Below are 26,385 nucleotides of genomic sequence, written 5' to 3' on the forward strand. Positions count from 1 at the left end.
GACGCGCCGGTGACGCCGGTGGCCACGCCGCCGGCGAACCACAGGACCGCCGCGCCGGACACCAGGCACAGGGTGGTGGGGAGCCGGGCGCCGATGTGAGCCGACCGCCCCGCGCGAACCTCTCCGTCCCGTACAGGACGCCCCCGACCCGTTCACGCTCGCCGGCTTCTACCGGAGCTTTCCGGGCTGGACGGTCGTCTGGCAGCACTCCGACTTTGTGAAGCTGCGCCCACCGGGCCAGCACCCAGGACGGCGCTGATCCGGGGGAGGCCGTTTCCCCCGGATCAGCGCTCACTCAGGCCGCGGCCAGGCTGAACCGCTGCTTGTCGGGATCGATCGCGAGGATCTTGACCGACACGCGGGTGCCGACAGGCCAGGACTGCTGATGGGCGAGCCCGGTGAAGCCTTCGGATTCGACGAACGAACCGAACGGCGCCTGGGCGGTCACCACGCCCTCGATGACGTCGCCGACCCGGTGACGTGCGAGGAATTCCTGCCAGTTCATGAGTGTCACCTCCTTCCGTTGCGAGTGGCCGTGCACGTACTCGCAACGGGGGCGGGCCTCGGGCCCGCGCGGTGATCACGCAGTCGCCGGGTGACCCTTCTGTGCGCGGCTTGGCGCCGACCCGGCAGTCATGCGTCGAGGATAACCGCCGAGGCTTGGCGATCTCCACCCCGAAGCCCGCCAAGCGCCGATGTCGGTGCCGCAGCACCCCGGCCGGCAGCACCGGGACGACGATCAGCGCCGCAACCGGCATCCCCGAGTCGAAGTGGGCAGGGCACCGGGGTTTTCCACAGAACGCCGTTCCACTTCTCTCGGCCTCCCCCGTCCCCGAGGATTCAGCTGAACGCCGGGGATGTCGGAGGCGAGGAATAGTGTTCGAACATGCGATCGAGTGTGGTCGGTGCGGCGGCAGAGTTCCATCGGCGTCCGGCGCGTGGGCCGGCGAGCGAGGCGCGCATCGCGCAGGCGTTCCGGCGGGACGTACGGGCCCGTGCGCCGGAGCAGCTCCCCATCTTCCGGTCGCGGCTGCAAGGCGAACTGCTGGCCCGCCTCCTGCTGGGGCCGGGCCGGGAAGCGTCGATGCTCGACCTCGCGGTGATGCTCCGCACCGATCTGGCCTCGGTGATGCGGGAGGTCGAGCGGCTGTCGCGGGCCGGCGTCCTCGCGCCGCGCCGCACGCTCGCCGGCCGCCTGGTCTCCCGCGACGAGCGGAGCCCCTTGTACGAGCCGCTGGCCCGCCTGGTCATGCTGACGTTCGGGCCGGCCGCCGTCGTCGCCGAGGAGTTCGGTCGCCTCCCGTCCGTCCGCGAGGTGCACCTGTTCGGCCCCTGGGCGGCGCGCTACGCCGGCGTCCCCGGCGACTGGCCGCGCGATGTCGAGGTACTGGTGATCGGCGGCCTCGGCGCAGATGCGGCGTTCGACGCGTCCCAGGAGGCCGCGGCGCGGCTCGGCCTTCCCGTGCACCCGCTCGTGCGCACGTGGGCTCAGTGGCAGGACGATACCGATCCGTTCCTCCGCGAGATCCGTGCCGACCATCTGCACACGGTCATCGCCTCTACCCGCCCCGGCTGACGTCGAGGCGCCGTCACTCGGGTGGTGTTGGACGGTCTCGGGGGGTGGGGTGCGCGGGCAGGGTCAGCCAGGTGGCGATCTCGCGGTGTAGGCGGGTCTTGGTTTCGGGAGGGGCGAAGGACGCGGTCACGGTGTCGCGGGCCAGTTCGGCGACGGTGCGGTCGTCGTAGCCGAAGGCGTCGCGCACGTTGGCGTACTCCGTGGTCAGCGACGTGTTGATCAGTGCCGGGATGTCGGTGTTGAGGGTGACCAGCAGGCCTGCGTCGCGGAGGCGGGGGAGGGGGTGTGCTCCGAGGGAGGAGACGAAGCCGAGGGCGACGTTGGACGACGGGCACACCTCCAGGGGAATCCCGCGTTCCCGGACCTCCGCCACGAGGCCGGGATCGTCCAGGACGCGGATGCCGTGGCCGAGGCGCTCGGCGCGGCCGGGGCCGATGGCCTGCCGGATGCTGGCGGGCCCCTCGCCTTCGCCCGCGTGGTGGACGACGTGCAGCCCGGCGTCGCGGGCGGCGGCGAAGACGTCGGTGAACGGGTCGCCCGGGTGCGCCTCGTCGCCTGCGAGGCCGACGGCCACGACGCGGTCGTGGCGGCGGGCGAGTTCGAGGGTCTTCCAGGCGCGCTCCACCGAGCGGCGCCGGGAATGGTCGAGGATGAGGCGGCACTCGATCCCGAACGCCTCCTGCCCGGCCTCCAGGCCCTCCAGGACGCCCTGGAGGGGCATAGCGAGGTCGCCGAGCCGTTCGCCGTGTCCGGCCGCCGTGAACGACACCTCGGCGTAGCGGACGCCTTGGGCGGCTTCGTCCTCGCAGAACTCGTAGGCGATGCGGCGGAAGTCGCCGGGGCGGCGCAGGCACGCACGGACGAGGTCGTTCTGGGCGAAGAACGAGGCGAAGTCGCCGAACGAGCCCACGTCGCCGGGCACCCGCACGCCGTTCGCCGCGCCGATCTCCCGGAGCGTGGACCACCGGATGGTGCTCTCCAGATGGACGTGCAGATGGGCTTTCGGCAGGCTCAGCAGATCACGCACGCCGGTACGCTACGGCCGCCTCGGCCTCGCCGCCGAACCATTTTCCGCGGCGACGCGGAGGACGCGCATGTGGCCGCGAGCGACGCCCTCAGACGGGGGGTCGGCACCCGCGCAGGCCGACGATGACCAGATATGAGCGACGCGCTCGGACGGGGGTGGGTGTCCCATGAGGTGAGGGCTCCGTCAGGCGGGGAGGGCGTAGCGGCCGTCGTCCAAGGGGTCGACCAGGCCGTCGGCGATGAGGGCGTCCAGGGCGCGTTCACGCTGGACGGCGTCCGACCAGACGACGTCGAGGGCCGGCTTCGCGACCGGGCCGTCCGCGTCCCGCAGTACGGCCAGGATGCGGCCCCGGCACTGGCGGTCGGTGCCCGCGTACGTCTGGCCCCGGCGCGGCGGGCCGTCGTAGGCGGGACGTCCGGCCAGCTGCCACGCGCACTGGCCGAGCACCGGGCAGTCGACGCAGCGCGGCGTGCGGGCGGTGCAGACCAGCGCGCCCAGTTCCATGACGGCGACGGCCCAGCGGGCGGCGGTCGCGGGATCGACCGGCAGGAGGCTCTCCGCGAGCGCCGCCTCCGCCTTCGTCTGCGACTTCGGCGGGTACTCGACGCCCGACACCAGCCGGGCCAGGACGCGCCGGACGTTGGTGTCGAGGACGGCGTGCCGCTGCTTGAACGCGAAGCTCGCGACGGCGGCGGCCGTGTACGCGCCGATGCCGGGCAGCGCGAGCAGCTCCTCGCGGGAGGACGGCACCTCGCCGCCGTGCCGTTCGGTGATCGCGCGGGCGCTCTCGTGCAGGCGCAGGGCCCGGCGCGGGTAGCCGAGCCGCCCCCACGCCCGGACGGCCTCGCCGGACGGTTCGGCGGCGAGGGCGGCAGGGGTCGGCCAGCGCGTCATCCAGGCGTCCCACACGGGCAGGACGCGGGCGACCGGCGTCTGCTGGAGCATGATCTCGCTGACGAGGACGCCCCACGGGGTCGCGTCCGGCGCCCGCCACGGCAGATCCCGGGCGTTCGCCTCGTACCAGTCGAGGATCGGGGCGGTGTAGGCGGAGTTCAGGTTCATGGTGCGCGGCCATTGTGGCACGCGGCGGGTCGTCCCCTCTTTCCGGTTCACTGAATGCATACTGACCGCATGTGTCCGAGTACTCGACGTGACTCTGGGGGTTCGGGGCTGGACCAGTACTGGCGGCGCCGCGCGGTGGCCCTGGCGGGCGTGCTCGGCGCGGTCGGCCTGCTGGCCTGGGCGTGCGCCGGGACGGGGGAGGGCGAGCCCGTCGGGGACGCGAAGGCGGCCGCGAGCGCGAGCGCGTCGGCGCCGCCCCCCACCGCGATGCCGACGGTCACGGTCACCACGACGACCACGCCCAAGCCGGAAGCGGGGAGCGACGGCGGCCCCTGCGGCGACGCGGACCTCGTCGTGAACATGTCGGCCGCCGGCACCACCTACAGGGGCTCCGAGCGGCCGGAGTTCCGGATCACGGTCGTCAACATCGGCGCCGGCACCTGCACGTTCGACACGGGTTCGCTGGACGTCCGCATCACGTCCGGGCCGGACCGCATCTGGTCGTCCGCCGAGTGCCGCCGCGGTGACGCGCCCAAGGAGAAGCTCCGCCGCGGGATCCCCTACGTCGACACCGTCACCTGGGACCGTGAGCGCGGCTGCAAGGGCGGCACCCGCGCTCGCCCCGGCACCTATGTCGCCTCCCTCAAGGGCATGAAGGTCAAGGACCGCGTCTTCCACCTCCGCTGACCCGCGGAACGTTCCGGAGGCGCCGCGCCCGGTCGCGGGTCCCGCCCCCGCCGATCGCGGCGGGTGCCCGGCGGCCGCGTGCGCCGGTCAGACGTAGCGTTCCAGGATCGAGGATTCGGCGAGGCGGGAGAGGCCCTCGCGGACGCTGCGGGCGCGGGATTCGCCCACGCCGCCGACCGCCTGGAGGTCGTCGATGCTGGCGGCGAGCAGTTTCTGCAGGCCGCCGAAGTGCTCGACGAGGCGTTCGACGACCATGCTCGGCAGCCGCGGGACCTTCGCGAGGAGCCGGAAGCCCTTGGGGCTGACCGGCAGGTCGAGGGCGTCCGGGCCGGCGAAGCCCATCACCTCGGCGACCGTGGACAGGTCGAGCAGCTCGTTCGCGGTGAGGGTGTCGAGGGACGACAGTATGGCGGCGACGCCGCGGGCGCGGGTGTCGTCGGACGGGTAGTCGCGGACGATCAGCTCCCGGTCGGCGTCGACGCCGGAGACCAGCTCGTCCAGCTGGAGGGAGAGCAGGCGGCCGTCGGTGCCGAGCTCGACGACGTAGCCCTCGATCTCGTCGGCGATGCGCCGCACCATTTCGAGGCGCTGGACGACGGCGCTGACGTCGCGGACGGTGACGAGGTCTTCGATTTCGAGGGCGGAGAGGGTGCCGGAGACCTCGTCCAGGCGGAGTTTGTAGCGTTCGAGCGTGGCCAGGGCCTGGTTGGCCTTGGAGAGGATGGCCGCCGAGTCTTCGAGGACGTAGCGGATCCCGTCCAGGTACAGCGCGATGATGTGCATCGACTGGCTGACCGAGATGACCGGGAGGCCGGTCTGGCGGGCGACGCGCTCGGCGGTGCGGTGCCGCGTCCCCGACTCCTCGGTGGGGATGGTCGAGTCGGGCACGAGGTGGACCGCGGCGCGGACGATGCGGGTGTGGGTGTGGTCGAGGACGATCGCGCCGTCCATCTTGGCGAGCTCGCGCAGCCGGGTCGCGGAGAACTCGACGTCGAGTTCGAAACCGCCCGTGCAGAGTTCCTCGACCGGTTTGTCGTAGCCGAGGACGATCAGGCCGCCGGTATGGCCCCGCAGGATCCGCTCGAGTCCGTCGCGGATCTGGGTGCCCGGGGCCACCGCTGCCAAGGTGGCGCGGCGTCGTTCGTCATGACCCTTGTCGTGTGCTGGCACCTGACCCCCGGAGGTCGCTGGACGGCGTCAGTTTACCGAGGCGGACCGGACCCTGGTTCCTCCCCAGGTCGCAAGCCTGAGTTGTGTGCAGTAATACTCTGGCGTGACCCCCGTCAGGGCGCCGTAAACGCGACCTGCAGGGCCTGCTGCAGGCTGTCCACCTCCATCACCTTCATGCCCTCGTAGCTGCTGAGCTGCGGGTCCGCGCGCCGCAGCGGCGATCCGTCGGCGAGTTCGAGGGAGCCGCGCGGGACGACGGCGTGCTTGAAACCGAGCCGCACCGCCTCCGCGAGCCGCCGCTGGACGCCGGGCACGACGCGGACCTCCCCGGCGAGCCCGACCTCGCCGAGCGCGATCAGGCTGTTGGACAGCGCCTGCTCGACCGTCGAGCCCGCCACGGCCAGGGCGAGGGCCAGGTCGACGGACGTCTCGCTGAGCCGCACCCCGCCGACCGTCGAGACGTACACGTCCTGCTCGTGCATGGAGATCTTGCAGCGCTGCGCGAGGACGGCGAGGACCATCGCCACGCGGGAGGTGTCCAGCCCGGACGCGGCCCGGCGCGGCGCGGGCAGGTGCGACTTCGCGACGAGCGACTGCACCTCCGCGACGAGCGGGCGGCGGCCCTCCAGGGTGACGGTCACGCAGGTGCCGGGGACGGGTTCCTCGCGGCGGGTGAGGAACAGGCCGCTCGGGTCGGGCAGCCCGACGATGCCGACTTCGGAGAGGTCGAAGCAGCCCAGCTCGTCGGTGGGGCCGTACCGGTTCTTCACCGCGCGGATCATGCGGAGCCGCGAGTGCCGGTCGCCCTCGAAGTAGAGGACGACGTCGACCAGGTGCTCCAGCAGGCGCGGCCCGGCGATCGCGCCCTCCTTGGTGACGTGGCCGACGAGGACGACGGTGATGCCGCGCTCCTTCGCGACCCTGATCAGGTTCGCGGCGACCTCGCGGATCTGCGTGACGCCGCCGGGCGCGCCGTCGACCTCGGACGTCCCGATCGTCTGGATGGAGTCGACGACGAGCAGCGAGGGCTCCACCGAGTCGATGTGCCCGAGGATCGCCGACAGCTCGGTCTCCGCCGCGAGGTACAGGCGGTCGGTGATCGCGCCGACCCGGTCGGCGCGCAGCCGCACCTGCTCGGCCGACTCCTCGCCGGTCACGTAGAGGACGTTCTCGGCGCCGCCCTCCTCGGCGCCGCCCTCGGCCGCGGTCGAGGCGAGCGCGGCGACCTCCAGCAGCAGCGTCGACTTCCCGATGCCCGGCTCCCCGGCCAGCAGCAGGACGGCCCCCGGCACGATGCCGCCGCCGAGGACGCGGTCGAGCTCGTCCAGGCCCGTGGGCCGCGTCCGCGCCGACCGGACGTCCACCTGCCCGATCGGCCGCGCCGGGGCGCTGACCGGGCCCGCGGACACGACCCGCGCCGGCGTGGCGGACGCCGCCTCGGTGACCGTCCCCCACGTCTGGCACTCGCCGCAGCGCCCGACCCACTTGGACGTCTGCCACCCGCACTCCGAGCACCGGTAGGCCGCCTTGGCCGTCTTCGCCTTCGCCATGCGCGGCAGCCTAGAGCCCGCCGCCGACAGTTACGCGGCGTGCGCCTTGCGGGCGCGTTCGATCAGGTCGCCGAGGTGGTCGGAGACGGTGCCCGGCCGTTCCAGCATGGCCATGTGGCCGGCGCCGGGGACGACCTCCAGCCGCGCGGACGGGACGCAGGAGGCGATCTTGAGGCTGTGCTCGACCGGGGTGAGCATGTCGTTCTCGCCGCCGATGACGAGGGCGTCGGCGCCGGCGAGGGACGCGCAGTCGCTGATGACGTCCGTCGTGATCATGGAGCGGAAGTAGTCGGCGAACGCGTCCATGCGGGTCTCGGTCATCATCTGCTCGGAGAAGGCGACCGCGGCGGGGCTGGCGTCCGGGCCGAAGGCGACGAGGTCCTCGACGAGGGTGGCGGCGTCGCGGCCGAGGTGGCGGACCCTCTCGATGGCGCCGGACCCGGCGCCGAGCGCGGCGAGGGCGCGCGGCAGGACGCGGTGGGTGGCGCGCGCGACGAGCGCGGGCATGCCGAGGGTGACCTCGCCGAGGGCGCCGGACGAGGTGCACAGCAGCCCGGTCGCGATGATCTTGCGTCCGACGAGGCCGGGGTTCTCGTCGCAGTAGCGCATGACCGTCATGCCGCCCATGGAGTGGCCGACGAGGACGACGGGCGTTTCGGCGGGGACGGTGGCCTCGATGACGGCGGCGAGGTCGGCGGCGAGGCGGGGGATCGCGTACCCGTCGCGGGCGCCGCCGTCGGAGCGGCCGTGGCCGCGATGGTCCCAGAAGACGAGCCGGCCGAGGCCGCGCAGGGCCTTGCGCTGGAAGTGCCAGGAGTCCTGGGTGAGGGTCCAGCCGTGCGAGAACACGACGGCGAGGTCGGTGCGGTCGGCGCCGTCGATCTCGGCGTAGAGGCGGGTGCCGTCCTCGGCCCGGACGGGGACGGGGCGGCCGCGCAGCGACCCGAACGGCTCGCCGGCGAAGGGGTCGGGGCGCAGCTGGAGCCGGCGCATGGCGCGGCGCTGGGCGACCAGCCCGGCCCCGGCGCCGGCCGCGCCGACGGCGGTGGCGGCGGCGAGGCCGCCGAGCGCTCTTCCAGCAGTGACACGGCCCATGGTCCGCACCTCCTGTATGACCGACCAGTCAGTAACTCAGGGGCAACGCCACCACAAATTAACGGCATAGTCCACCTCGGTGCCCGGATGTTCGCGCAGGCAGTCGTCCGCCAGCTCGGGCGGGAACTCGATGCGCAGGACGGCGGCGAAGTCGTCCCTGCTCTGGAACGACCACCGGATCGTCAGCGCCTCGCGGGAGAAGCCGCGCCGCGACCAGAACCGCTCGACGGCGGCCGGGTCGTATTCCGGCAGGCTGCGCCGGAACCAGCGGCCGAACGTGGAGCGGGTGGCGTCGTTGTCGATGATGAAGATCGCCCCGCCGCGCCGGACGACGCGCTCCAGCTCGCGGAGGCCCGGTTCGCAGCCCGGCCCGAAGAAGTACGCCCAGCGGGCGTGGACGACGTCGATCGAGGCGTCCGGAAGCGGCAACGCCTGCGCCGCGCCGACACGGACCGTGACGTTGGGGAGGCCGCGGGTGCGGCGCGCCGCCGCCGAGGCGAGCGCGGCGTGCGGCTCCACGCCGATCACGCGGCGCGCGGCCGCGGCGAAGAACGGCAGGTGGAAGCCGGTGCCGCAGCCGACGTCCAGGACGTCGGCGCCGTCCCACGGGCGGATGGCGCGCATCGCGCCGGCGAGCACGCCGTCGGGGTCGACGGCGCGGTTCTCCACCTCGTAGACCTGGGGAGAATTCCAGATGTTGGGGCTCGGCACGGCGCCCGGCGCGATCTCGGCCACGGCGACCGAGGGTAGTCGGCGCCGGGGGCAGAGCAATGAGGATCACTCCGGGCGGTTGTTTCATCACGGCCGCCGCCGCATAGGCTTTACCGTGCGAACCCGATGACCATCAGGCCCGATCACACCGTCGAGCGATCATTCCTGGCGAGGAAGCCTTGACCCCGCAGCACAACGGCGTCAGTACACCGGCTCTCCGGGTACCGGACGCGCCGATCACGCTCTCCACCGCGTCGGTCTACCCCGAGAAGGTACCGAGCGCGTTCGAGATCGCCGCGCTGCTGGGCTACGACGGCGTCGAGGTCATGGTCTCCACGGACGCCTCCTCGCAGGACCTGAACGTCCTGCGCCGGCTGTCCGACTACCACCAGGTGCCGATCAAGTCGATCCACGCGCCCTGCCTGCTGCTCACCCAGCGGGTGTGGGGGCGCGAGCCCTGGGGCAAACTCATCCGCTCCAAGGACGTCGCCGAGGCGCTGGGCGCCGAGGTCGTCGTCGTCCACCCGCCGTTCCGCTGGCAGCGCGACTACGCCAAGGAGTTCGTCGAGGGCCTCGCCCGCATGCAGGACGAGACGGACGTCCTGTTCGCGGTGGAGAACATGTTCCCGCTCAAGGCGCGCGGCGCCGAAGCGGGCATGTACCTGCCCGACTGGAACCCCGTCGACCAGGACTACCCGCACGTCACCCTCGACCTGTCCCACACCGCCGTGTCGGGGTCGGACGCCATCGACATGGCGGGCAGCCTGGGCGACCGGCTGCGGCACATCCACCTCGCCGACGGCGTGGGCATCACGAACAAGGACGAGCACCTCGTCCCCGGCCGGGGCAACCAGCCGTGCGGGGCGATGCTGGAGAACCTCGCCGAGGGCGGCTTCCGCGGGCACATCGTCCTGGAGGTCAACACCCGGCGGGCGTCCAGCCGCGTCGAGCGGATGGAGGACCTCGCCGAGGCCCTGGCGTTCGCCCGTCTGCACCTCGCGGCCGCCGACCGCACCTGGGAGGTCACGCCGGCCGGGGAGGTCACCCGCCGGGGCGCCCGGTGACCAGCACCGCCGCGCCGCGGGGCCGCCGGCCCGGCCCGACCGAGACCCGCGAGCAGATCCTGGCCGCCGCCCGCGAGCTGTTCGCCGAGAAGGGCTACGACGGCGCGTCGCTGCGCGCCATCGCCCGCGCCGCCGGCGTCGACCCCGCCCTCGTCCACCACTTCTTCGGCAACAAGGAGGGCGTGTTCATCGAGGCGATGCGCTTCCCGGTGGACCCGTCCGTCATCCTGCCGCGCGTCATGGCGGCCCCCCGCGACCGGGTCGGCGAGACGATGGTCCGCACGTTCCTGGACGTATGGGGGGACGACGACCGCCGCGCCCCCATGCTGGCGATGCTCCGCTCGGCGATGACGAACGAGCGGGCGGCGGCGCTGCTGCGCGAGTTCGTCTCGGTCGCCCTGTTCGGCCGCGCCCGGCAGGCCACCGAGGCGCCGCCGCTCGGCATCCAGGCGGCCGCCGGCCAGATGATCGGCCTGATGATCCTGCGCTACGTGCTGCGCATAGAGCCGCTGGCGTCCGCCTCCGAGGACGAGCTGATCGATCTGGTGGCGCCGACCATCCAGCGCTACCTGACCTCCTGACCCCCGCCCCGCACGCCCGCCGCGCGCGGGCCCATGCCCGGACCCCTTGACCGGGTTCGGGCGACGGCATAAATTCAACACATGATGAGTTCTAGCCCGGCGAGCGGCGCCGAGCCGGCCGTGAGCGTCCGCGACCTGCGGGTGGTGCGCGGCGGCCGCGAGGTGCTGCACGGGCTCACCTTCGACGTCCCGCGCGGCTCGGTCCTCGGGCTGGTCGGCCCGAGCGGCTGCGGGAAGACCACGCTGATCAGGGCGCTCGTCGGCGTCCAGATCGTGAAGAGCGGCACGGTGACCGTGCTCGGCGAACCCGCCGGGTCGGCCGGGCTGCGCCGCCGCGTCGGCTACGCGACGCAGTCCCCGGCCGTGTACGCCGACCTGACCGTCGCCGAGAACCTGCGCTACTTCGCGTCCGTGCTGCGCGCGCCCCGCTCGGACGTCGACCGCGTCATCGACGAGGTCGGGCTCGGCCGGAACCGCGACCAGACCGCCGCGACGCTGTCCGGCGGGCAGCTCAGCCGCGCCAACCTCGCCGTCGCGCTGCTCGGCGCGCCCGAACTGATCGTCCTGGACGAGCCGACCGTCGGCCTCGACCCCCTCCTGCGCCAGGAGCTGTGGGAGCTGTTCCGCGAACTCGCCGACCGCGGCGCCACCCTCGTCGTGACCAGCCACGTCATGGACGAGGCGGGCCGCACCGACCGCCTCCTCCTCATGCGCGAGGGCGTGATCCTCGCCGACGGCACCCCGGACGGGCTGCGCTCCCGCACCGGCACGGCCGACCTCGAAGCGGCGTTCCTGCACCTGATCACCGAGAAGACCGGGAGCCCGGCATGAGCGCGGCCGTCACGTTCGCCACGATGCGGCGCATCCTCGTGCAGCTCAGGCACGACCACCGCACGCTCGCGCTGCTGATCGCCGTCCCGACGCTGCTGATGGTCCTGCTGCGCTACGTGTTCGACCAGCCGATGCTGTTCGACCGGCTCGGGCCGATGCTGCTCGGCCTGTTCCCGTTCATCGTCATGTTCGTCGTGACCAGCGTCGCCACCCTCCGGGAGCGGACGAGCGGCACCCTCGAACGCCTGATGACCATGCCGTTCGGCAAGCTCGACCTGCTCCTCGGCTACGCGCTCGCCTTCGGCCTGCTCGCGCTCGTGCAGGTCGGGTTCGTGCTGGCGATCTCGCTGACCTGGCTCGGCCTCGACCTGAACGGCTCCTTGGGATCGCTGATCCTCGTCTCCGTGCTGGACGCGCTGCTCGGCATGTCGCTCGGCCTGTTCGCCAGCGCGTTCGCCCGGACCGAATTCCAGGCCGTCCAGTTCATGCCCGCGTTCGTCCTCCCGCAGATGCTGCTCTGCGGGCTGATCATGCCGCGCGACGACATGGCGACCTGGCTGAACGTGACCTCCGACGTCCTGCCCCTGTCGTACGCGGTAGAGGGCATGCAGGAGATCAGCGCCAGCCCCGACTTCACCGCCACCCTCACCCTCGACGTAACCGTCATAGCGGCGTTCACAGTCGTAGCCCTAATCCTGGGCGCAGTCACACTCCGTCGGCGTACGCCGTAACTCCGGGGGGGGGGGCGACCCCCCGGACCCCCCGTCAGCGACGCAGGCGATCCTCGCGACTTTGTTGCGGTTTCTGTGCCTGTTGCGGTTTGTGCGGGGTCGCTGCGGTCGCCTGCGTCGTCGGGCATGCCCGCTCCGGGCGCTAGAGCGCCCTCCGCGTGCCTGCCCGTGACCGCCGCTTCGGTCCGTGGCCACGGCTCGGGTCTGGTCCAAGAGGGTGTGAATTGTGCTCGTCCAAGAGGCGGCTGTGTTTGCCCAGGGGGGCGACCCCCTGGAACCCCCGTCAGCGACGCAGGCGATCCTCGCGACTTTGTTGCGGTCTGTCGTGCCTGTGACGGGCGTGTGCGGGGTCGCTGCGGTCGCCTGCGTCGCCGGGCATGCCCGCTCCGGGCGCTGGAGCGCCCTCCGCGTGCCTGCCCGTGGCCGCCGCTTCGGTCGGTGGCCACGGCTCGGGCCTGGTCCAAGAGGGTGTGAATTGTGCTCGTCCAAGAGGCGGCTGTGTTGGTCCAGGTGGCGACCTCTGGAAGCCCCGTTGGCGGCGCAGGGCATGCCCGTGGTGGGCGCTTCGGTTGGTGCTCCTGGTCTGGTCCAAGAGGGTTTCGATCGTGCTCGTGCAAGAGGTGCCGGGGGGTGTGGCACTGGTGTTGGGTGCGGTGGCGCTCCGCCGGCGTATTGCGTGTATCTAGGGGGCGACCCGTGAAGGGGGGTTCTGGTTTACCTGGGTGGGGGTGTTGCGCCTTAATCGGACAGGTGGGTTGAAGTGGGCCATCCCTGGTCGATCGTGCTGGTAGCTTCTGCGCCATGACCGCGCCAGATCATCCCGGACCGCGGCCGCCGCAGCGGGCCGACCAGGGCCCGCAGGCACCGGCGGCCGCTCAGGCCACCGAGGCCCCCGCGGGGCCCGACAACTCCGGCGGCGACGCCGGCGACGCGTTCTGGGCGGCTGCCGACGGTGCGGAGCGCAAGCGCAAGCGGCGGTGGCCGCGCGTCCTGATCGCGATCGGGGTGTTCGTCGCGCTGCTCGTGGCCGGCGTCGGCGGGCTGCTGTGGCAGCGCCAGTCGTCCTACAACGGCAACATCGACCGGATCAAGGGCGTGATGCCGACCGACCAGGCGAACCGCCCGGGGCCGAACGTGGAGGGCACCGAGAACTGGCTGCTCGTCGGGTCGGACTCGCGGGCCGACGCGCCGACGACCGGGGAGGGCAACCAGGTCTGGAAGCCGGGGCAGCAGCGCACCGACACGATCATGCTGCTGCACCTGCCGGCGGACCGGAAGAAGGCGTACATCATCTCGTTCCCGCGCGACTCGTGGGTCGAGATCCCCGGCTACGGCAACCAGAAGATCAACGCGGCGTTCTCGTTCGGCGGGCCGAAGCTGCTGATCGAGACGATGGAGAACCTCACCGGCATCCGGATCGACCACTACGGCGCGATCGACTTCGAGGGGTTCAAGGCGATGACGGACGCGCTCGGCGGCGTCACCGTCAACATCAAGCAGAGCGTGTACGACCCGGCGCGCAAGAAGCAGTGGACGGCCGGCAAGCAGAAGCTGAACGGCGAGGAGGCGCTCCTGTTCGTCCGGCAGCGCTACAACCTGCCCAACGGCGACTTCGACCGGATCAAGCGGCAGCAGGCGTTCCTCAGCGCGCTCGCCAAGCAGGCCGCCGCCCGCGGCACGCTCACCAACCCGCTGAAGCTCGACCGGTTCCTGTCCGCGCTGTCCAAGTCGATCAGCGTGGACGAGGGCGTGTCGGCGGGCGACCTCCGCTCGCTGGCGCTGAGCATGCGCAGCGTCCGGGTGTCGGACGTGACGTTCATGACGCTCCCGCACAAGGGCACCGGCATGCGCGGCAAGCAGAGCGTGGTGTTCGTGGACGGCGCGAAGGCGAAGCAGCTGTTCGACGCCGTCAAGACCGCGCAGATGCAGGACTACGTCAAGCAGCACGGAGGCGGCGACAACCTCGGCACCGTTTCGTGATCGCCGGGCTTAACCTGGGACGAGGAGGTCCAGGGAGCAAGGGGTGCGCACAGTGCTTCGACAGGCGTTGCTCGTCGCGTCGCGCAGTGACGGCGCGCGCAAGGTCGTGGAGACCGCGCCGTTCACCGGCGACGTCGTCCGCCGCTTCATCGCGGGCGAGACGATCGAGGACGCGGCGCGCGTCACCGACCGGCTGACCGGCGAAGGGCTGCTCGTCACCCTGGACGTCCTCGGCGAGGACACGCACGACAAGGGACGCGCCGAGGCGAACGTCGCCCAGTACATCGAGCTGCTGGAGCGGCTCGGCGCCGCCGGGCTCGGCACGCGCGCCGAGGTGTCGCTGAAGCTCTCGGCCGTCGGGCAGACCTTCGACGAAGACCTCGCCATGGAGAACGCGAGGCGGGTGTGCGAGGCCGCCAGGTCCGCCGGTACGACGGTCACGCTCGACATGGAAGAGCACACGACCGTCGACTCGACCCTGCGGATCGTCCACGAGCTGCGGCGCGACTTCCCCGATGTGGGCGCTGTCGTCCAGGCGTACCTGCGGAGGGCGGAGGAGCACTGCGCGGAACTGGCCTATGAGGGGTCGCGGGTGAGGCTGTGCAAGGGCGCGTACTCGGCGCCCGCGGCGGTGGCCTTCACCGACCGGGAAGAGGTCGACAAGTCGTTCGTCCGCTGTATGAAGGTCCTGATGGCGGGCAAGGGCTACCCGATGCTCGCCACGCACGACCCCCGGCTCATCGACATCGCCGGAGCGCTGTCGGTCCTGCACGAGCGCGACGCCGACACGTTCGAGTACCAGATGCTCTACGGCGTCCGCCCGCAGGAGCAGCGCCGGCTGGCCGCGCAGGGCGCGCAGGTCCGCGTCTACGTCGCCTTCGGGCGCGAGTGGTACCCGTACCTCATGCGGCGCCTGGCCGAACGCCCCGCCAACCTCCGCTTCTTCGTGCGCTCCCTCGCCGGACGGTCGTGACCCGCCCGGCACTAAGCTGGACCGGTCGTTGAAGCCGCACGTCAAGGTAAGCCGATGATCGCGATTCTGGGTGCCGGGAAGATGGGCGAGGCGCTGCTGTCCGGGGTGCTCCGGGCCGGCCGCCGCCCGTCCGAGCTGATGGCGACCGCGCGCCGGGAGGAGCGGGCCGCGCTGCTGCGCGAGCGGTACGGCATCGAGATCGTGCCGAACGCGGAGGCCGCCGCGAAGGCCGAGACGCTGGTCCTCGCGGTCAAGCCGCAGGACATGGGCGCCCTGCTGGACGAGATCGGCGCGCACGTCCCGCCCGGGCGGCTGGTGATCTCGATGGCGGCGGGCATCACGACCGGGTTCATCGAGGCGCGGCTGCCGGAGGGCGTGCCCGTCGTCCGCGTCATGTCGAACACGCCCGTGCACGTGGACGAGGCGATGAGCGTGATCTCGCCCGGCTCGCACGCGGCGGAGGAGCACCTGAAGCTGGCCGAGGAGCTGCTCTCCCCGGTCGGGAAGGTGCTGCGCATCCCCGAGTCGCTGCAGGACGGCGCGACGGCCCTGTCCGGCAGCGGCCCGGCGTACTTCTACTACCTGGTCGAGGCGATGGTGGACGCGGGCATCCTGCTCGGCATGCCGCGCGCCGCCGCGCTGGAGATGGTGATCCAGTCGGCCGTCGGCGCGGCGATCATGCTCCGCGACTCCGGCGAGCACCCGGTGCTGCTGCGCGAGGCGGTCACCTCCCCGGGCGGGACGACGATCTCGGCGATCCGCGAGCTGGAGCGGCACGGCGTCCGCGCGGCCGTCCTGGAGGCCATCGAGGCCGCCCGCAACCGGGGGCGCGAACTCGCGAGCGGCTGAACCGGTTCCCACGAAAAGTTCATCTTTGAACTGAGCCGGTGCGGGGGGTCCGTTCGTGTTAGGGGTATGGGACTCATACTCCGCCTGATCGTCGCCGCCGGGCTGGCGGCGGACGCCATCGTGCACTGGATGTTCGCGCCCGACATGGCCTATGTCGAGGGCGGGTCCATCGGCGGCGACGATCTCTTCCGGATCCAGGCGGCGGTCGCCGGGGTGGTCGCCGTCGTCGTCCTCACCTACGGCACCCGGTGGGCGTACGCGCTGGCGCTCCTGGTGGCGGGGAGCGCGGCCGGCGCCGTCGTCCTCTACTACTACGCCGACCCCGGGGTGCTCGGGCCGCTGCCCGACATGCACGAGCCCGTCTGGTACCTCGACAAGACGATCAGCCTCGTCGGCGAGGGCGGCGCCGCGCTGGCCGCCCTCGCCGGATTCTTCGTCGCGGGCGGCCGGCGCCGCGAGGAGGAGGACGAGATGTTCGAGCGCGAGCCCGCCGGCCGGTTCTGACCGCACCCGCCTTCGACAGGGGCAGGGCGGGTGCGGGCGGGATCAGGCCGCCTCGGTCCGGCCGGGGGAGGTGTGGTGCGTGACCGAGCAGATGAACTCGGCCGCCTCGCGCATCGCCTCGCCGGCCTCGGGCAGCACGCGGTTCAGGATCTGGAAGACGTGCATCTGGCCGTCCCAGACCTGGAGGTCGCAGTCGGCGCCGGCGCTGCGCAGCGCGTCCGCGAACGCCTCGGCCTCGGTGCGCAGCACCTCGGCGCCGCCGACCTGGATGAGGACGGGCGGCACGTCCGTCCAGGCGCAGGTGAGCAGGGCCAGCCGCGGGTCGTCGAATCCGGCCGGCCCCACCACGAGGCGGGCGACCCGGCGCGCCGACGCGGCGCTGATGTACGGGTCGCGGGCGCCGTCCTGCGCCTGAGCGGAGAGCTCGCAGGTCAGGTCGACCCACGGGGAGAACAGGGCGAGCCCGGCCGGGGCCGGCAGGTCCAGCCGGCAGATCTCCCCGGCGAGCACGGCGGCGAGGTGCCCGCCGGCCGAGTCGCCCGCGATCACGATGCCGGACGCGGGGACGCCGCGCGCGAGCAGCCAGCGGTAGGCGGTGACGGCGTCCTCCAGCGGCGCCGGGAACGGGTGCTCGGGCGCCAGCCGGTACCGGGGGGCGAGGACCGGCAGGCCCGTGTCGTGCGCGAGCCGCGACGTGATCGGCCGGTGGGTGCGCGGCGAGCAGGCCACGTATCCGCCGCCGTGCAGGTAGAGGACGGCGCCGCCGGGCGGTCCCTCGGGGGCGTCCCGGGGGAAGAGCCACTCGCCTTTGACCGGGCGTTCGCCGAGGTCCCCGCCGGGCCGCTCGTTCAGCCCCTCGATCCGCACCCCTCCGCAGGGCCGCATCAGTAAGGAGGCCGCGTCCACCGTGGAGCGGGCCGTCCGGATCCCGGTGGCATGGCCCGGGAGGTAGTGCAGGAGAGGCCGGACGCCCAGCCGCAGAGCGCTGCTGATCGCACGGCTGCGCACGCTCGGGCTGTCCATGTACCCCCCTTTGGTATTTTGACGTCGTGCGATCGGTATGCCCGTTTTTGGGCAGTAATTCACGTCACAGTCCGGATCGGCGGCCCGCGTGAGCCGGGTCACGTGACGCTCGCGATACCGTGAGGCCATGAGCAGTACCGATTCGTCCCGGTCCTCCCCGCCCGAGAACTGCGGACTCGAGATCTTCTGGGACGAGCGGCTCATCTCCTACGACTTCGGCCCCGGCCACCCCATGAACCCCGTCCGGGTCGAGCTGACGATGGCGCTGGCCCGCGAGCTCGGCGTGCTGGACCGTCCCAACGTGCGCGTGTCGCCGTTCGAGGCGGCCGGCGACAAGCTGCTCGGGCTCGTCCACGAGGAGTCCTACATCGCGGCGGTCAAGCACGCCGGCGCGACCGGGCTGCCCGACGCCCGGCACGGCCTCGGCACCACCGACAACCCGATCTTCCTCGGCATGCACGAGGCGTCGGCGCTGGTCGCGGGCGCGTCGGTGGCCGCGGCCGAGGCGGTGTGGAACGGCGGGGCCGAGCACGCCGCCAACATCTCCGGCGGCCTGCACCACGCGCTCAGCGGCGCAGCCAGCGGGTTCTGCGTCTACAACGACCCGGCCATCGCGATCGCGTGGCTGCTGGAGAACGGCGCCGAGCGCGTCGCGTACGTCGACATCGACGTCCACCACGGCGACGGCGTCCAGGCCGCGTTCTACGACGACCCGCGCGTGCTGACGATCAGCCTCCACGAGACGCCGCGCACCCTGTTCCCCGGCACCGGCTTCCCCGACGAGACGGGCGCGGAGGGCACGTCCGTCAACATCTCGCTGCCGCCCGGCACCGGAGACCGGCCGTGGCTGCGCGCGTTCGACGCGATCATCCCGCCGCTGCTGCGCCGGTTCCGCCCCGACGTCCTCGTGACGCAGCAGGGCGCCGACGGGCACGCGCTCGACCCGCTCGCGCACCTCATCCTCAGCGTGGACGGGCAGCGCACGGCGTACTCGCTGCTGCACCGGCTGGCGCACGAGACCGCGGGCGGCCGGTGGGTGCTCACCGGAGGCGGCGGCTACGAGCTGGTCCAAGTGGTGCCGCGCGCCTGGACGCACCTGCTCGCCGAGGCGGCGGGCGGGCCGATCCCGCCGGGCACGGCGACCCCGGAGGAGTGGCGCGACTTCGTCCGGGAGCGGACCGAGGAGATCGCCCCGCGCCGGATGACGGACGGCACGGACGTGGTGGAGGTCAACCGCTGGGGGGACGGCTACGATCCGGCGAGCCCGATCGACCAGGCGATCCTGGCGACGCGCCGGGCGGTGTTCCCCGAGCACGGCCTCGACCCGATGACCGACGAGTGAGGCACGCACCCGTGGAACCCGCCCCCGTGAAGCCCGCGCCGACCCGTGACGAGCTGCGCGCCCACCTCGTCCGGACGATGATCGCCGGCGACGTGGCGACGCCGCGCCAGAACAACCTGCTGCACTACCGGCGGATGGCCGCCGGGCACCCGTACTACCAGTTCGGCCTGGAGCTGAAGCCGACGTGGACGGAGCGGACCGTCCTGGAGATGATGGTCGAGCGCTGCGGCGTCAACCCCGACCCCAGGCACCTGTACGGGGACGACACCATCGACCCGGACATCACGCTCGACACCCTTGAGGCGATGGGCGACCGCATCGGCCTCGCGGCCCGCCGCAAAGAGAACGTGGTCCTCGCGACCGGCCATCCGGCGACGCTGACGCCCCTGTACCGGGCGATAGCGCGGGCGCTGGACGAGGCCGGCTGCCGGGTGCTGGCGCCCGCGGCGGGCTGGACGTACGAGATCGAGACCGGCTACGGCGGCGCGGACCTGCGCCGCATCGTCTACGCCGAGCCGGGCGTCGCGATGCTGGAGGGCGACGACTACCGGACCCACCACACGCACGACCCGCACCCGATGGAGGCCATGCTCCGGGAGCTGGCTTCTAGCGCCTCTGACGGATCTCCGGAGGCTAAACCTGATATTTGGCCGGATCTGGCCATCGCTGATCACGGCTGGGCCGGAGCCGCCGGTCAGGCGGGCATCGACACCGTGGGGTTCGCGGACTGTAACGACCCGGCGCTGTTCGCCGGGGCCGCCGAGGGCAAGATCGACGTGGTCGTGCCGCTCGACGACGGCATCTCCGCGCAGCACTACGCGCCGCTGACCGCCTACATCCTTGATCGTGCCGGTCTGTCCACTTTCGATTGACTTCCCTTACCTGCGCGCCGGGCCGCTCTGGCGCCCGGCCGTCCTGTCACTGCGTGTGACAGGGCTGCCGTAACGGGGCGCATGGGCTTGCGCAGCGCCATCGGGAACGGCGGAACCGCAGGTCAGCGCGGGGTTGTGGTTGACAACCGTTCGCCCTGGCACGCGTAGTGCCGTCACGTTCGCGCTGCGTACGGGCTCAGCACTGTCACCCGCGAGTCAGGTCAGGATACGGAAATGTGCGGAACTCCCCTCTTGCGACTGCCGATACGCGATTTACGCTGGAGGAAGTACACGTGCGTGATCAAAGTCACCCGAAGGGCCGGTGCGCGGCACGTGTGGAAGAGGGCGTCCGATGACCTCAGGCGAGCGACCTCTGAGTGAGGTCAGGTTCCTGACCGTGGCCGAAGTGGCGGCGGTCATGCGGGTGTCCAAGATGACCGTCTACCGCCTCGTCCACTCGGGCGAGCTCCCCGCGATCCGCGTGGGGCGCTCGTTCCGGGTTCCCGAGCAGGCCGTTCACGACTACCTGCGCGACGCGTACATCGAAGCCGGATAGCGGGTAAGGGCGGGGCATGAGCAACGACCCCGCCGCATACTCACCACCCGGCCGTGCAGGGGGCGTCGGAGCGATCCCCCCGGACCGCTCCGAAGCTGGGGATGCAGGACGAGGACCGGCCGGCGGCCGCCGAGCCGCCGGAGCCGGCGTCGGGGGAACGGGGGCTGCGCCTCCGCCCGCCCCGATCCGGCGAGTCGGTCCGGACACCGAGCGGGACGGGCAGCCGACGCGGGTGCCCGCCCCGGTGCGACGGTGCCCGGCGCCGTGCGACGCGCGGTGCCGGACGCCGCGTCGCGAACGCGCCGTGCGCCGGTACGGGACGGGCCGCGGCGTGATCTCCGTTCGTTCGGCGGTAGTCTTGGGCGGCGGACCGTGCGCGCTCACCGAGCCCTGCTCTTCTGCGGGCTTCTCCGCGGCACGTTCGTCTCCTGCACATCACCCGATTCGCCGAGCGAGGTCCCGTGGGCTCTGTCATCAAGAAGCGCCGCAAGAGGATGGCCAAGAAGAAGCACCGCAAGCTGCTGAAGAAGACGCGTATCCAGCGCCGCAACAAGAAGTGATCACGCCGGCAACTCAGCCGTGAAGGGGTGGGGCGCACAGTGTCCTCCATGCCCGCCGCCGCGGCCCGTGTCGTCCTCGTCACGGGCGTCTCCCGTTTCCTGGGGGCGCGGGTCGCGAACGCCCTGCAGGCGGACCCGGGCATCGAGCGGGTCATCGGCGTGGACACGGTGCCGCCCGTGGAGTCCCTGGGGCGCACCGAGTTCGTCCGCGTGGACATCCGCACGCCCGGCATCGCGAAGATCATCGCATCGGCCGGGGTGGACACGGTGGTCCACCTCAACCTGGTGACCTCTTCGAGCGCCCCCCGGGCGAAGGTGAAAGAGCTCAACATCATCGGCACGATGCAGCTGCTCGCGGCCTGCCAGCGCTCGCCCGACATGCGCAAGCTCGTCGTGCGGTCCTCGGCCGCCGTGTACGGGTCGTCGCCGATGGACCCGGCCGTCTTCACCGAGCGGGACGAGCCCGTCGAGCCGCCGAGGACGGGCTACGCCAAGGACGCCGTCGAGGTGGAGGGCTACGTCCGCGGGCTGATGCGGCGCCGCTCCGACCTCACCGTGTCGGTGCTGCGGTTCGCGAACTTCCTCGGCCCGGGCGTCGACTCCCCGTTCACCCGGTACCTGCACCTGCCGGTCGTCCCGACCGTGCTGGGCTTCGACCCGCGGCTGCAGTTCGTCCACGAGGACGACGGAGTCGAGGTGCTGCACCGCATGACCACCGAGGACCACCCCGGCTGCTACAACGTCGCCGGGGACGGCGTGCTGCTGCTCTCCCAGGCGCTGCGGCGCGCCGGACGGCCCTACGTGCCCGTCCCGGCGCCGTCGCTCTCGGTGCTCGGCGACATGGGCCGCCGGTTCGCGGGCCTGTCCGGGTTCTCGCCCGAGCTGCTGCGGTGGCTGACGTACGGCCGGGTCATCGACACCACCGCACTGGAGAACGAGCTGTCGTGGCGTCCCAAGTACAGCTCCGAGGCGGCCTTCGCCGACTTCGCCGCGGCCCAGGGCCTCGGCCGCGGCCGGCTGACGGGCCTGCTCGGACGCACCTGAAGGGGGACCGCGGATGATGAACGCCCACCACGCCGACGACGGGGACGAGGGCGCGCAGGTCATCCGGCTGGCCACCGGCCACCACCGGGAGGAGTCCGCCGACTCCGAGCCGGAGCAGAGCCCGCTGGAGCGGACCCTCGCGTCCGGGCTCGCGTTCCTGCGCCGCCGGCTGGCCGGCGAGTACGAGGTGGACGAGTTCGGCTTCGACCCCGAGTTCAACTCCACGATCCTGCTGCCGCTCGCCCGCGCCCTGTACGAGCACTGGTTCCGCGTCGAGCTCGCCGGGCTGGAGAACGTCCCGGAGGGCGGCGCGCTGCTCGTCGCGAACCACTCGGGCACCATCCCGCTCGACGCGCTGATGCTGACGGTCGCGCTGCACGACAACGCCGACCGGTGCGTCCGGCTGCTCGGCGCCGACCTCGTCTACCAGATCCCGGTGCTCGGCCACCTCGCCCGCAAGGCCGGCCACACCCTCGCCTGCCAGGCCGACGCCGCCCGCCTCCTCGGCAAGGGCGAGCTGGTCGGCGTCTTCCCGGAGGGCTTCAAGGGCATCGGCAAGCCGTTCGCCGAGCGGTACAAGCTGCAGCGCTTCGGCCGCGGCGGCTTCGTCGGCACCGCGCTGCGCGCCGGCGTCCCCATCGTCCCCTGCGCCATCGTCGGCGCCGAGGAGATCTACCCCAAGATCGCCGACCTGCGCCCGCTGGCCCGGCTGCTCGGCCTCCCGTACTTCCCGATCACGCCGACGTTCCCGCTGCTGGGCCTCGGCGGCCTCGTCCCGCTGCCGTCCCGCTGGGTGATCCAGTTCGGCGAGCCCATGACGCTGGACGAGTACGACCCCGGCGACGCCGACGACCCGATGACGGTGTTCGAGATCACCGACCACGTCCGCGAGAACATCCAGCACATGCTGTACGAGGCGCTGCTGCGCCGCGGCCCCGCGTTCCTGTGAACCGGCCCGAGGGCCGGCGCAGCGGGAGGACGCGACCGATCGGTCAGCTGGCGCGGTAGTGGCGGCGGAGGGCGATTCCGGCCGCCACGCCGCCCGCCAGGGCGCCCGCTCCGGCGGCGGCCGGGAGCGCGACCATCGTGACCTTGCGGCCGGTGCGGAAGTCGTGGATCGGCCAGCCGTTCTCCTTGGCGTGGGCGCGCAGCTCGGCGTCGGGGTTGACGGCGTGCGGGTGCCCGACGGCCGTCAGCATCGGCAGGTCGTTGATCGAGTCGCTGTAGGCGGAGCAGCGGGCGAGGTCGAGGCCCTCGCGGTGGGCGAGCGCGCGGACCGCCTCCGCCTTCGCCGGCCCGTGCAGCAGGTTCCCGACGAGCCGCCCGGTGTAGACGCCCTCGCGGGTCTCGGCGACGGTGCCGAGCGCGCCGGTCAGGCCGAGGCGGTGCGCGATCGTCCGGGCGACCTCGACGGGCGTGGCGGTGACGAGCCACACCTGCTGGCCGGCGTCGAGGTGCTGGAGGGCGAGGGTGCGGGTGCCGTGCCAGATGCGGTCGGCCATGACCTCGTCATAGATCTCCTCGCTGAGCGTGACGATCTGGTCGACCCGCTGCCCGGCGACGAACGCGAGCGCGGCCTCCTTGGCGCTGCCGATGTGCTCGGAGTTCTCGGTGCCGCGCATCCGGAACAGGGCCTGCCCCCACGCGAACATCGCGAGGTCGCGCATGGTGAACAGCTTGCGGGCGGCGAGCCCGCGCGCGAAGTAGTAGATGGACGCGCCGCGCATCATCGTGTTGTCGACGTCGAAGAACGCGGCCGCCGCGGGGTCGGGCGCGGGGAGCGGGCCCGGAGGGGCCGCGGCCGCGGCGGCGGCCTCCCCGGCGCTCTTGTGGTCCACGTCGCGCTGCCAGAATCGCCGCATGAGGCGAACTCTAGTCAACCGCCTCCCCGCGGCCGCCGTCCCGGCGGTGATTGCGACACTCTTCACTTCTGTCGTTCGCGGCCGCCATCAGCCGTTCGCGCAGCACTTCACGGAACCGCGGATCCGGCCCCGTCCCGCCGACCCGCAGCCGGGCCAGCGCGTTCCCCCGCTCGACGCCTCTTCCTCGCCTCGTCTTCACAGCCCGGTTCTCATCGGCCGCTCCCTTGCGGAATCCGGGCGCAACGCGCCCCTGCCCGCACAAACGAGCGGGCGGCGCGGCGGGTTACGGCCCGGCAATCAATTGGTAGATAGTCTAATAAGGTTCCGCCGCCGCGCGTCAACGACGCAGGTCGTCGGGGAGCATGCGGCCGAGCGACCGGACCGCGCGGTACTGCAGCGCCTTGATCGCGCCCGGCTTCTTGCCCATGATCAGCGCGGTCTCGGCGACCGACAGGCCGTGCAGGAAGCGCAGCACGACGCACTCCTGCTGCTCGGACCCGAGCCGCCGGACGGCCAGCAGCAGCGTCCGGTTGGTCATGGCGTCCAGGACGGCCCGCTCCGGCCCCTCCTGGTGGCGGTCCCCGTTCCGGCGTTCCGGCTCGATCAGCTCGGCGGTGCAGACCTCCAGCCGGTAGCGGCCGGACTTGAAGTGGTCGGCGACCAGGTTCCGGGCGATCGTCACCAGCCAGGCGCCGAAGTCCTTGCCCTGCCAGTGGAAGTCGCAGATCCGGCGGAGCGCGCGCAGGAACGTCTCGCTCGTCAGGTCCTCGGTGAGGGAGTGCGTTCCGACCCGGTAGTAGATGTACCGGTAGACGAGTTCGACGTAGTGGTCGTACAGGGAGCCGAAGGCGTCGGCGTCGCCGTCCCGGGCGCGGAGCACCAGCGCCTTGAGGACCTCCGCCCGGTCGGCCCCGGGCTCGCCGGGGCGGGCGTCGCGGGGCCGGGTACGCCAAAGAAGCGGGACGACCCCGGCGTCGAGGGTCAAGCTGCTCATGCAGTTCTCCTCGGGGCGTACGCGACCTCCGGCGTGATCTGCCACTCTAGATACCGGAAGGTACGGGAGGCAATGGCCGTTCCACGGCCCGACCCCCCGCCCCGCGCGCCTCTTCGGCGGCGCGGTTACCCGTCGGCCCCCGCCATCGGGCACCATTAGGCGCGATGGTCGATGCTCTTCTCGCGCTTCTGGCGACCCTTGGTGCCCTGGCGGCCACCGGGTTGCTGATCCAGCGCGCCCAAAAGGACCGGCTGCTCTACCTCATCGCCTGGTCGTTCACCCAGGTCGGGCTGACGCTCGCGCTGCTGTGCATGGCGGTCGGCTTCATGGCGGGGTTCAATGGCGCGCTGTTCCGCGTCATGGAGCTCGGCGCCGCGCTGATCGGGCCGGTCTGGCTCGCGCTCGGCATGATCGAGCTGATCGCGCGGTACGTGCAGGTGCGGTTCGCCGCCTGGCTGTTCGCGATCTCCTACACGGTCGTCGCGATCGTCATCCTGATCCTGGACCCGCTCAAGGGCTCGCTGTCCAAGAGCCTGCCCAAGCCGAGCGCCACCTACGACGCGCTGCCGCTGCTGCTGATCGACGGCGCGCACGTCGTCGCGGTGATCTCGCTGGCCGCGTGCACCGGGGTCACCGCGTGGCTGGCGAGCAAGCAGGACCAGGAGGCCGCCGAGCTGCTCATCCCGGTCGCGCTGGTCGCGCTCGCGGGCGTCCTCGTGGTCAGCGGCACCCGCGGGTTCCTGCCCGCGCCGCTCGCGGTGATCGCCGTCGGCGCCGCCGCGGGCCTGGTCTGGTACGGCGCGATGCGCACGATCCCCGTCTACGACGAGGACGAGGGCTACGACGACTACGCCGGCCAGGGCGGCTACGCCGACGAGCCCGCGACCGGCTACGAGGAGCAGGCGTACGCGGGCAAGGCCGAGCCCGTCCCCGCGCCGACGCCGTCCCCGGAGCCGCGGCGCGGGGAGCTGCGGTTCCCCGAGCCGGCCGCCGAGGAGCTGCGCTTCCCGTCCGACAACCCGGCCGGGCCCACCGCCGTCGACGGCCTGGGCGCCGCCGGGGCACCCGCCGGCGCGCCGCCGGTGGGCGGGGAGCTGGCGAACGCGTGCGGCCAGATCACCGTCTACACGCTGCTGGACGGGCGCGAGGAGGCCTTCGACCGGCTCGCCGCCGACCTGGTGAAGGCGGCGCTCGCCACCGAGCCGGACACGGTGATCTTCGCCTGCCACGAGGTGGTCGGCGGCCCCACGCAGCGGATCTTCTACCAGCTGTTCCGGGACGAGGCGGCGTTCGCCGCGCACCGCGGGCAGGCGCACCTGCGCCGATTCCTCGCCGAGTCGCGCACCCACGTGCTGGCCACGAACGTGATCGAGCTGAGGCTCGGCGCCGCCAAGGTGCCGCTGCCGGCGCCCGACTTCCCGGGGCGGTGACATGGCGGACGAGATCGTGATCACACTGCTCGGCAAGCCGGGCTGCCACCTGTGCGACGAGGCCCGCGCGGTGATCGAGCGCGTCGCGGCCGACATGGGCGTGGCGTGGGAGGAGCGCGACATCACCCGGTCGGAGGCCGACTACGAGCGCTACTGGGAGCAGATCCCGGTCACGCTGGTCAACGGCGTCCAGCACGACTTCTGGCGCGTCGACGAGGCCCGCCTCCGCGGCGCCGTCGCCGCGCTCCGCTGAGCCGCGGGTGTCGCGTCGGTCACATCCGAACGACATTCGGATTGCCTGCGCCTACGCT

27 protein-coding genes and 1 pseudogene are annotated in these 26,385 nt (G+C 72.4%); 18 read left to right on the top strand and 10 right to left on the bottom strand.

Going from position 1 to position 26,385, the window contains the following annotated elements:
* Positions 1-295: 295 nt before the first annotated feature.
* A complete protein-coding gene (locus ABTW95_RS10635; RefSeq protein ID WP_500226128.1) occupies positions 296-505 on the bottom strand; it encodes a S1 RNA-binding domain-containing protein in 210 nt (69 codons plus the stop codon).
* Positions 506-886: 381 nt separating this feature from the next.
* Here ABTW95_RS10635 and ABTW95_RS10640 point away from each other — a divergent pair, with 381 nt between their 5' ends.
* The gene (locus ABTW95_RS10640) at positions 887-1,576 is read left to right on the top strand and encodes a hypothetical protein (RefSeq protein ID WP_500226130.1); all 690 of its coding nucleotides are present in this window, start codon (positions 887-889) and stop codon (positions 1,574-1,576) included.
* Positions 1,577-1,589: 13 nt separating this feature from the next.
* On the opposite strand, the gene add is transcribed toward ABTW95_RS10640, so the two are convergent.
* The gene (gene add, locus ABTW95_RS10645) at positions 1,590-2,603 is read right to left on the bottom strand and encodes an adenosine deaminase (RefSeq protein WP_500226132.1); all 1,014 of its coding nucleotides are present in this window, start codon (positions 2,601-2,603) and stop codon (positions 1,590-1,592) included.
* 183 nt (positions 2,604-2,786) lie between these two features.
* Positions 2,787-3,665, bottom strand: coding sequence for an HhH-GPD family protein (locus ABTW95_RS10650; RefSeq protein WP_500226134.1), 879 nt, complete (start codon positions 3,663-3,665; stop codon positions 2,787-2,789).
* Positions 3,666-3,734: 69 nt separating this feature from the next.
* On the opposite strand from ABTW95_RS10650, the gene ABTW95_RS10655 reads away from it, so the two are divergent.
* Positions 3,735-4,352, top strand: coding sequence for a hypothetical protein (locus ABTW95_RS10655; RefSeq protein ID WP_500226136.1), 618 nt, complete (start codon positions 3,735-3,737; stop codon positions 4,350-4,352).
* A gap of 87 nt (positions 4,353-4,439) precedes the next feature.
* On the opposite strand, the gene disA is transcribed toward ABTW95_RS10655, so the two are convergent.
* The 4 genes from disA to ABTW95_RS10675 all read right to left on the bottom strand — a co-directional run bounded on the left by disA (position 4,440) and on the right by ABTW95_RS10675 (position 8,902).
* Positions 4,440-5,522 carry a DNA integrity scanning diadenylate cyclase DisA gene (disA, locus tag ABTW95_RS10660; RefSeq protein ID WP_396452429.1) on the bottom strand — a complete coding sequence of 361 codons (1,083 nt, stop codon included), beginning with the start codon at positions 5,520-5,522 and terminating at the stop codon, positions 4,440-4,442.
* 113 nt (positions 5,523-5,635) lie between these two features.
* Entirely contained in the window at positions 5,636-7,072 is a 1,437-nt protein-coding gene (radA, locus tag ABTW95_RS10665; RefSeq protein ID WP_500226137.1) for a DNA repair protein RadA, read from the bottom strand.
* A 30-nt stretch (positions 7,073-7,102) separates the two neighbouring features.
* Positions 7,103-8,167 (bottom strand): alpha/beta fold hydrolase, encoded by a 1,065-nt coding sequence (locus tag ABTW95_RS10670; protein WP_500226139.1) that lies wholly within the window; start codon positions 8,165-8,167, stop codon positions 7,103-7,105.
* Positions 8,168-8,203: 36 nt separating this feature from the next.
* A complete protein-coding gene (locus ABTW95_RS10675) occupies positions 8,204-8,902 on the bottom strand; it encodes a class I SAM-dependent methyltransferase (protein ID WP_500226140.1) in 699 nt (232 codons plus the stop codon).
* A gap of 155 nt (positions 8,903-9,057) precedes the next feature.
* On the opposite strand from ABTW95_RS10675, the gene ABTW95_RS10680 reads away from it, so the two are divergent.
* The 8 genes and pseudogenes from ABTW95_RS10680 (at position 9,058) to ABTW95_RS10715 (ending at position 16,391) form a co-directional block, all read left to right on the top strand.
* Positions 9,058-9,942, top strand: a complete 885-nt coding sequence (locus ABTW95_RS10680; RefSeq protein WP_396452437.1) for a sugar phosphate isomerase/epimerase family protein — start codon at positions 9,058-9,060, stop codon at positions 9,940-9,942.
* Positions 9,939-10,523 carry a TetR/AcrR family transcriptional regulator gene (locus ABTW95_RS10685; protein ID WP_396452439.1) on the top strand — a complete coding sequence of 195 codons (585 nt, stop codon included), beginning with the start codon at positions 9,939-9,941 and terminating at the stop codon, positions 10,521-10,523. Before ABTW95_RS10680 ends, ABTW95_RS10685 begins: the two co-directional genes overlap by 4 nt.
* An 81-nt stretch (positions 10,524-10,604) precedes the next feature.
* Positions 10,605-11,354 carry an ABC transporter ATP-binding protein gene (locus tag ABTW95_RS10690; RefSeq protein ID WP_396452441.1) on the top strand — a complete coding sequence of 250 codons (750 nt, stop codon included), beginning with the start codon at positions 10,605-10,607 and terminating at the stop codon, positions 11,352-11,354.
* A complete protein-coding gene (locus tag ABTW95_RS10695; protein WP_500226143.1) occupies positions 11,351-12,085 on the top strand; it encodes an ABC transporter permease in 735 nt (244 codons plus the stop codon). The genes ABTW95_RS10690 and ABTW95_RS10695 overlap by 4 nt, the downstream gene beginning before the upstream one ends.
* 801 nt (positions 12,086-12,886) lie before the next feature.
* A complete protein-coding gene (locus ABTW95_RS10700) occupies positions 12,887-14,065 on the top strand; it encodes an LCP family protein (protein ID WP_396446258.1) in 1,179 nt (392 codons plus the stop codon).
* Between the two features lie 52 nt (positions 14,066-14,117).
* The gene (locus tag ABTW95_RS10705; protein ID WP_500226230.1) at positions 14,118-15,038 is read left to right on the top strand and encodes a proline dehydrogenase family protein; all 921 of its coding nucleotides are present in this window, start codon (positions 14,118-14,120) and stop codon (positions 15,036-15,038) included.
* Positions 15,039-15,089: 51 nt separating this feature from the next.
* Positions 15,090-15,887 (top strand): annotated as a pseudogene (gene proC, locus ABTW95_RS10710) (pyrroline-5-carboxylate reductase); the annotation flags it as partial.
* A 66-nt stretch (positions 15,888-15,953) separates the two neighbouring features.
* Positions 15,954-16,391, top strand: coding sequence for a hypothetical protein (locus tag ABTW95_RS10715; protein WP_396446259.1), 438 nt, complete (start codon positions 15,954-15,956; stop codon positions 16,389-16,391).
* Positions 16,392-16,433: 42 nt separating this feature from the next.
* On the opposite strand, the gene ABTW95_RS10720 is transcribed toward ABTW95_RS10715, so the two are convergent.
* A complete protein-coding gene (locus ABTW95_RS10720; protein ID WP_396446260.1) occupies positions 16,434-17,414 on the bottom strand; it encodes an alpha/beta hydrolase in 981 nt (326 codons plus the stop codon).
* Positions 17,415-17,541: 127 nt separating this feature from the next.
* On the opposite strand from ABTW95_RS10720, the gene ABTW95_RS10725 reads away from it, so the two are divergent.
* The 6 genes from ABTW95_RS10725 (at position 17,542) to ABTW95_RS10750 (ending at position 22,737) form a co-directional block, all read left to right on the top strand.
* Complete coding sequence (locus tag ABTW95_RS10725) at positions 17,542-18,756, top strand: acetoin utilization protein AcuC (RefSeq protein WP_396446261.1); 1,215 nt, start codon at positions 17,542-17,544, stop codon at positions 18,754-18,756.
* An 11-nt stretch (positions 18,757-18,767) separates the two neighbouring features.
* Positions 18,768-19,628: a phosphatase gene (locus ABTW95_RS10730; RefSeq protein WP_396446262.1), complete on the top strand. Its 861-nt coding sequence runs from the start codon at positions 18,768-18,770 to the stop codon at positions 19,626-19,628.
* A gap of 352 nt (positions 19,629-19,980) precedes the next feature.
* Positions 19,981-20,184 carry a helix-turn-helix domain-containing protein gene (locus ABTW95_RS10735; RefSeq protein ID WP_021591693.1) on the top strand — a complete coding sequence of 68 codons (204 nt, stop codon included), beginning with the start codon at positions 19,981-19,983 and terminating at the stop codon, positions 20,182-20,184.
* 461 nt (positions 20,185-20,645) lie between these two features.
* On the top strand, positions 20,646-20,744 hold the full coding sequence (locus ABTW95_RS10740; RefSeq protein ID WP_018654693.1) for a 30S ribosomal protein bS22: 99 nt from the start codon (positions 20,646-20,648) through the stop codon (positions 20,742-20,744).
* 48 nt (positions 20,745-20,792) lie between these two features.
* The gene (locus ABTW95_RS10745; RefSeq protein ID WP_500226148.1) at positions 20,793-21,788 is read left to right on the top strand and encodes an NAD-dependent epimerase/dehydratase family protein; all 996 of its coding nucleotides are present in this window, start codon (positions 20,793-20,795) and stop codon (positions 21,786-21,788) included.
* Between the two features lie 13 nt (positions 21,789-21,801).
* Complete coding sequence (locus ABTW95_RS10750) at positions 21,802-22,737, top strand: lysophospholipid acyltransferase family protein (RefSeq protein WP_500226151.1); 936 nt, start codon at positions 21,802-21,804, stop codon at positions 22,735-22,737.
* Between the two features lie 43 nt (positions 22,738-22,780).
* Here the strand turns inward: ABTW95_RS10750 and ABTW95_RS10755 are convergent, their stop codons facing one another.
* Positions 22,781-23,650 carry an HAD family hydrolase gene (locus ABTW95_RS10755; RefSeq protein WP_396446265.1) on the bottom strand — a complete coding sequence of 290 codons (870 nt, stop codon included), beginning with the start codon at positions 23,648-23,650 and terminating at the stop codon, positions 22,781-22,783.
* Between the two features lie 337 nt (positions 23,651-23,987).
* Positions 23,988-24,644: a sigma-70 family RNA polymerase sigma factor gene (locus ABTW95_RS10760; RefSeq protein WP_396446266.1), complete on the bottom strand. Its 657-nt coding sequence runs from the start codon at positions 24,642-24,644 to the stop codon at positions 23,988-23,990.
* A gap of 164 nt (positions 24,645-24,808) precedes the next feature.
* On the opposite strand from ABTW95_RS10760, the gene ABTW95_RS10765 reads away from it, so the two are divergent.
* Both ABTW95_RS10765 and ABTW95_RS10770 read left to right on the top strand, forming a co-directional pair.
* Positions 24,809-26,074: a putative quinol monooxygenase gene (locus tag ABTW95_RS10765; RefSeq protein WP_500226155.1), complete on the top strand. Its 1,266-nt coding sequence runs from the start codon at positions 24,809-24,811 to the stop codon at positions 26,072-26,074.
* Position 26,075: 1 nt separating this feature from the next.
* Positions 26,076-26,327, top strand: a complete 252-nt coding sequence (locus ABTW95_RS10770; protein ID WP_396446269.1) for a glutaredoxin family protein — start codon at positions 26,076-26,078, stop codon at positions 26,325-26,327.
* The last annotated feature ends 58 nt before the right edge of the window (positions 26,328-26,385 follow it).

Origin of the sequence: Spirillospora sp. NPDC127506, from assembly GCF_040302145.1 — a bacterium.
Lineage (GTDB): Bacteria > Actinomycetota > Actinomycetes > Streptosporangiales > Streptosporangiaceae > Spirillospora.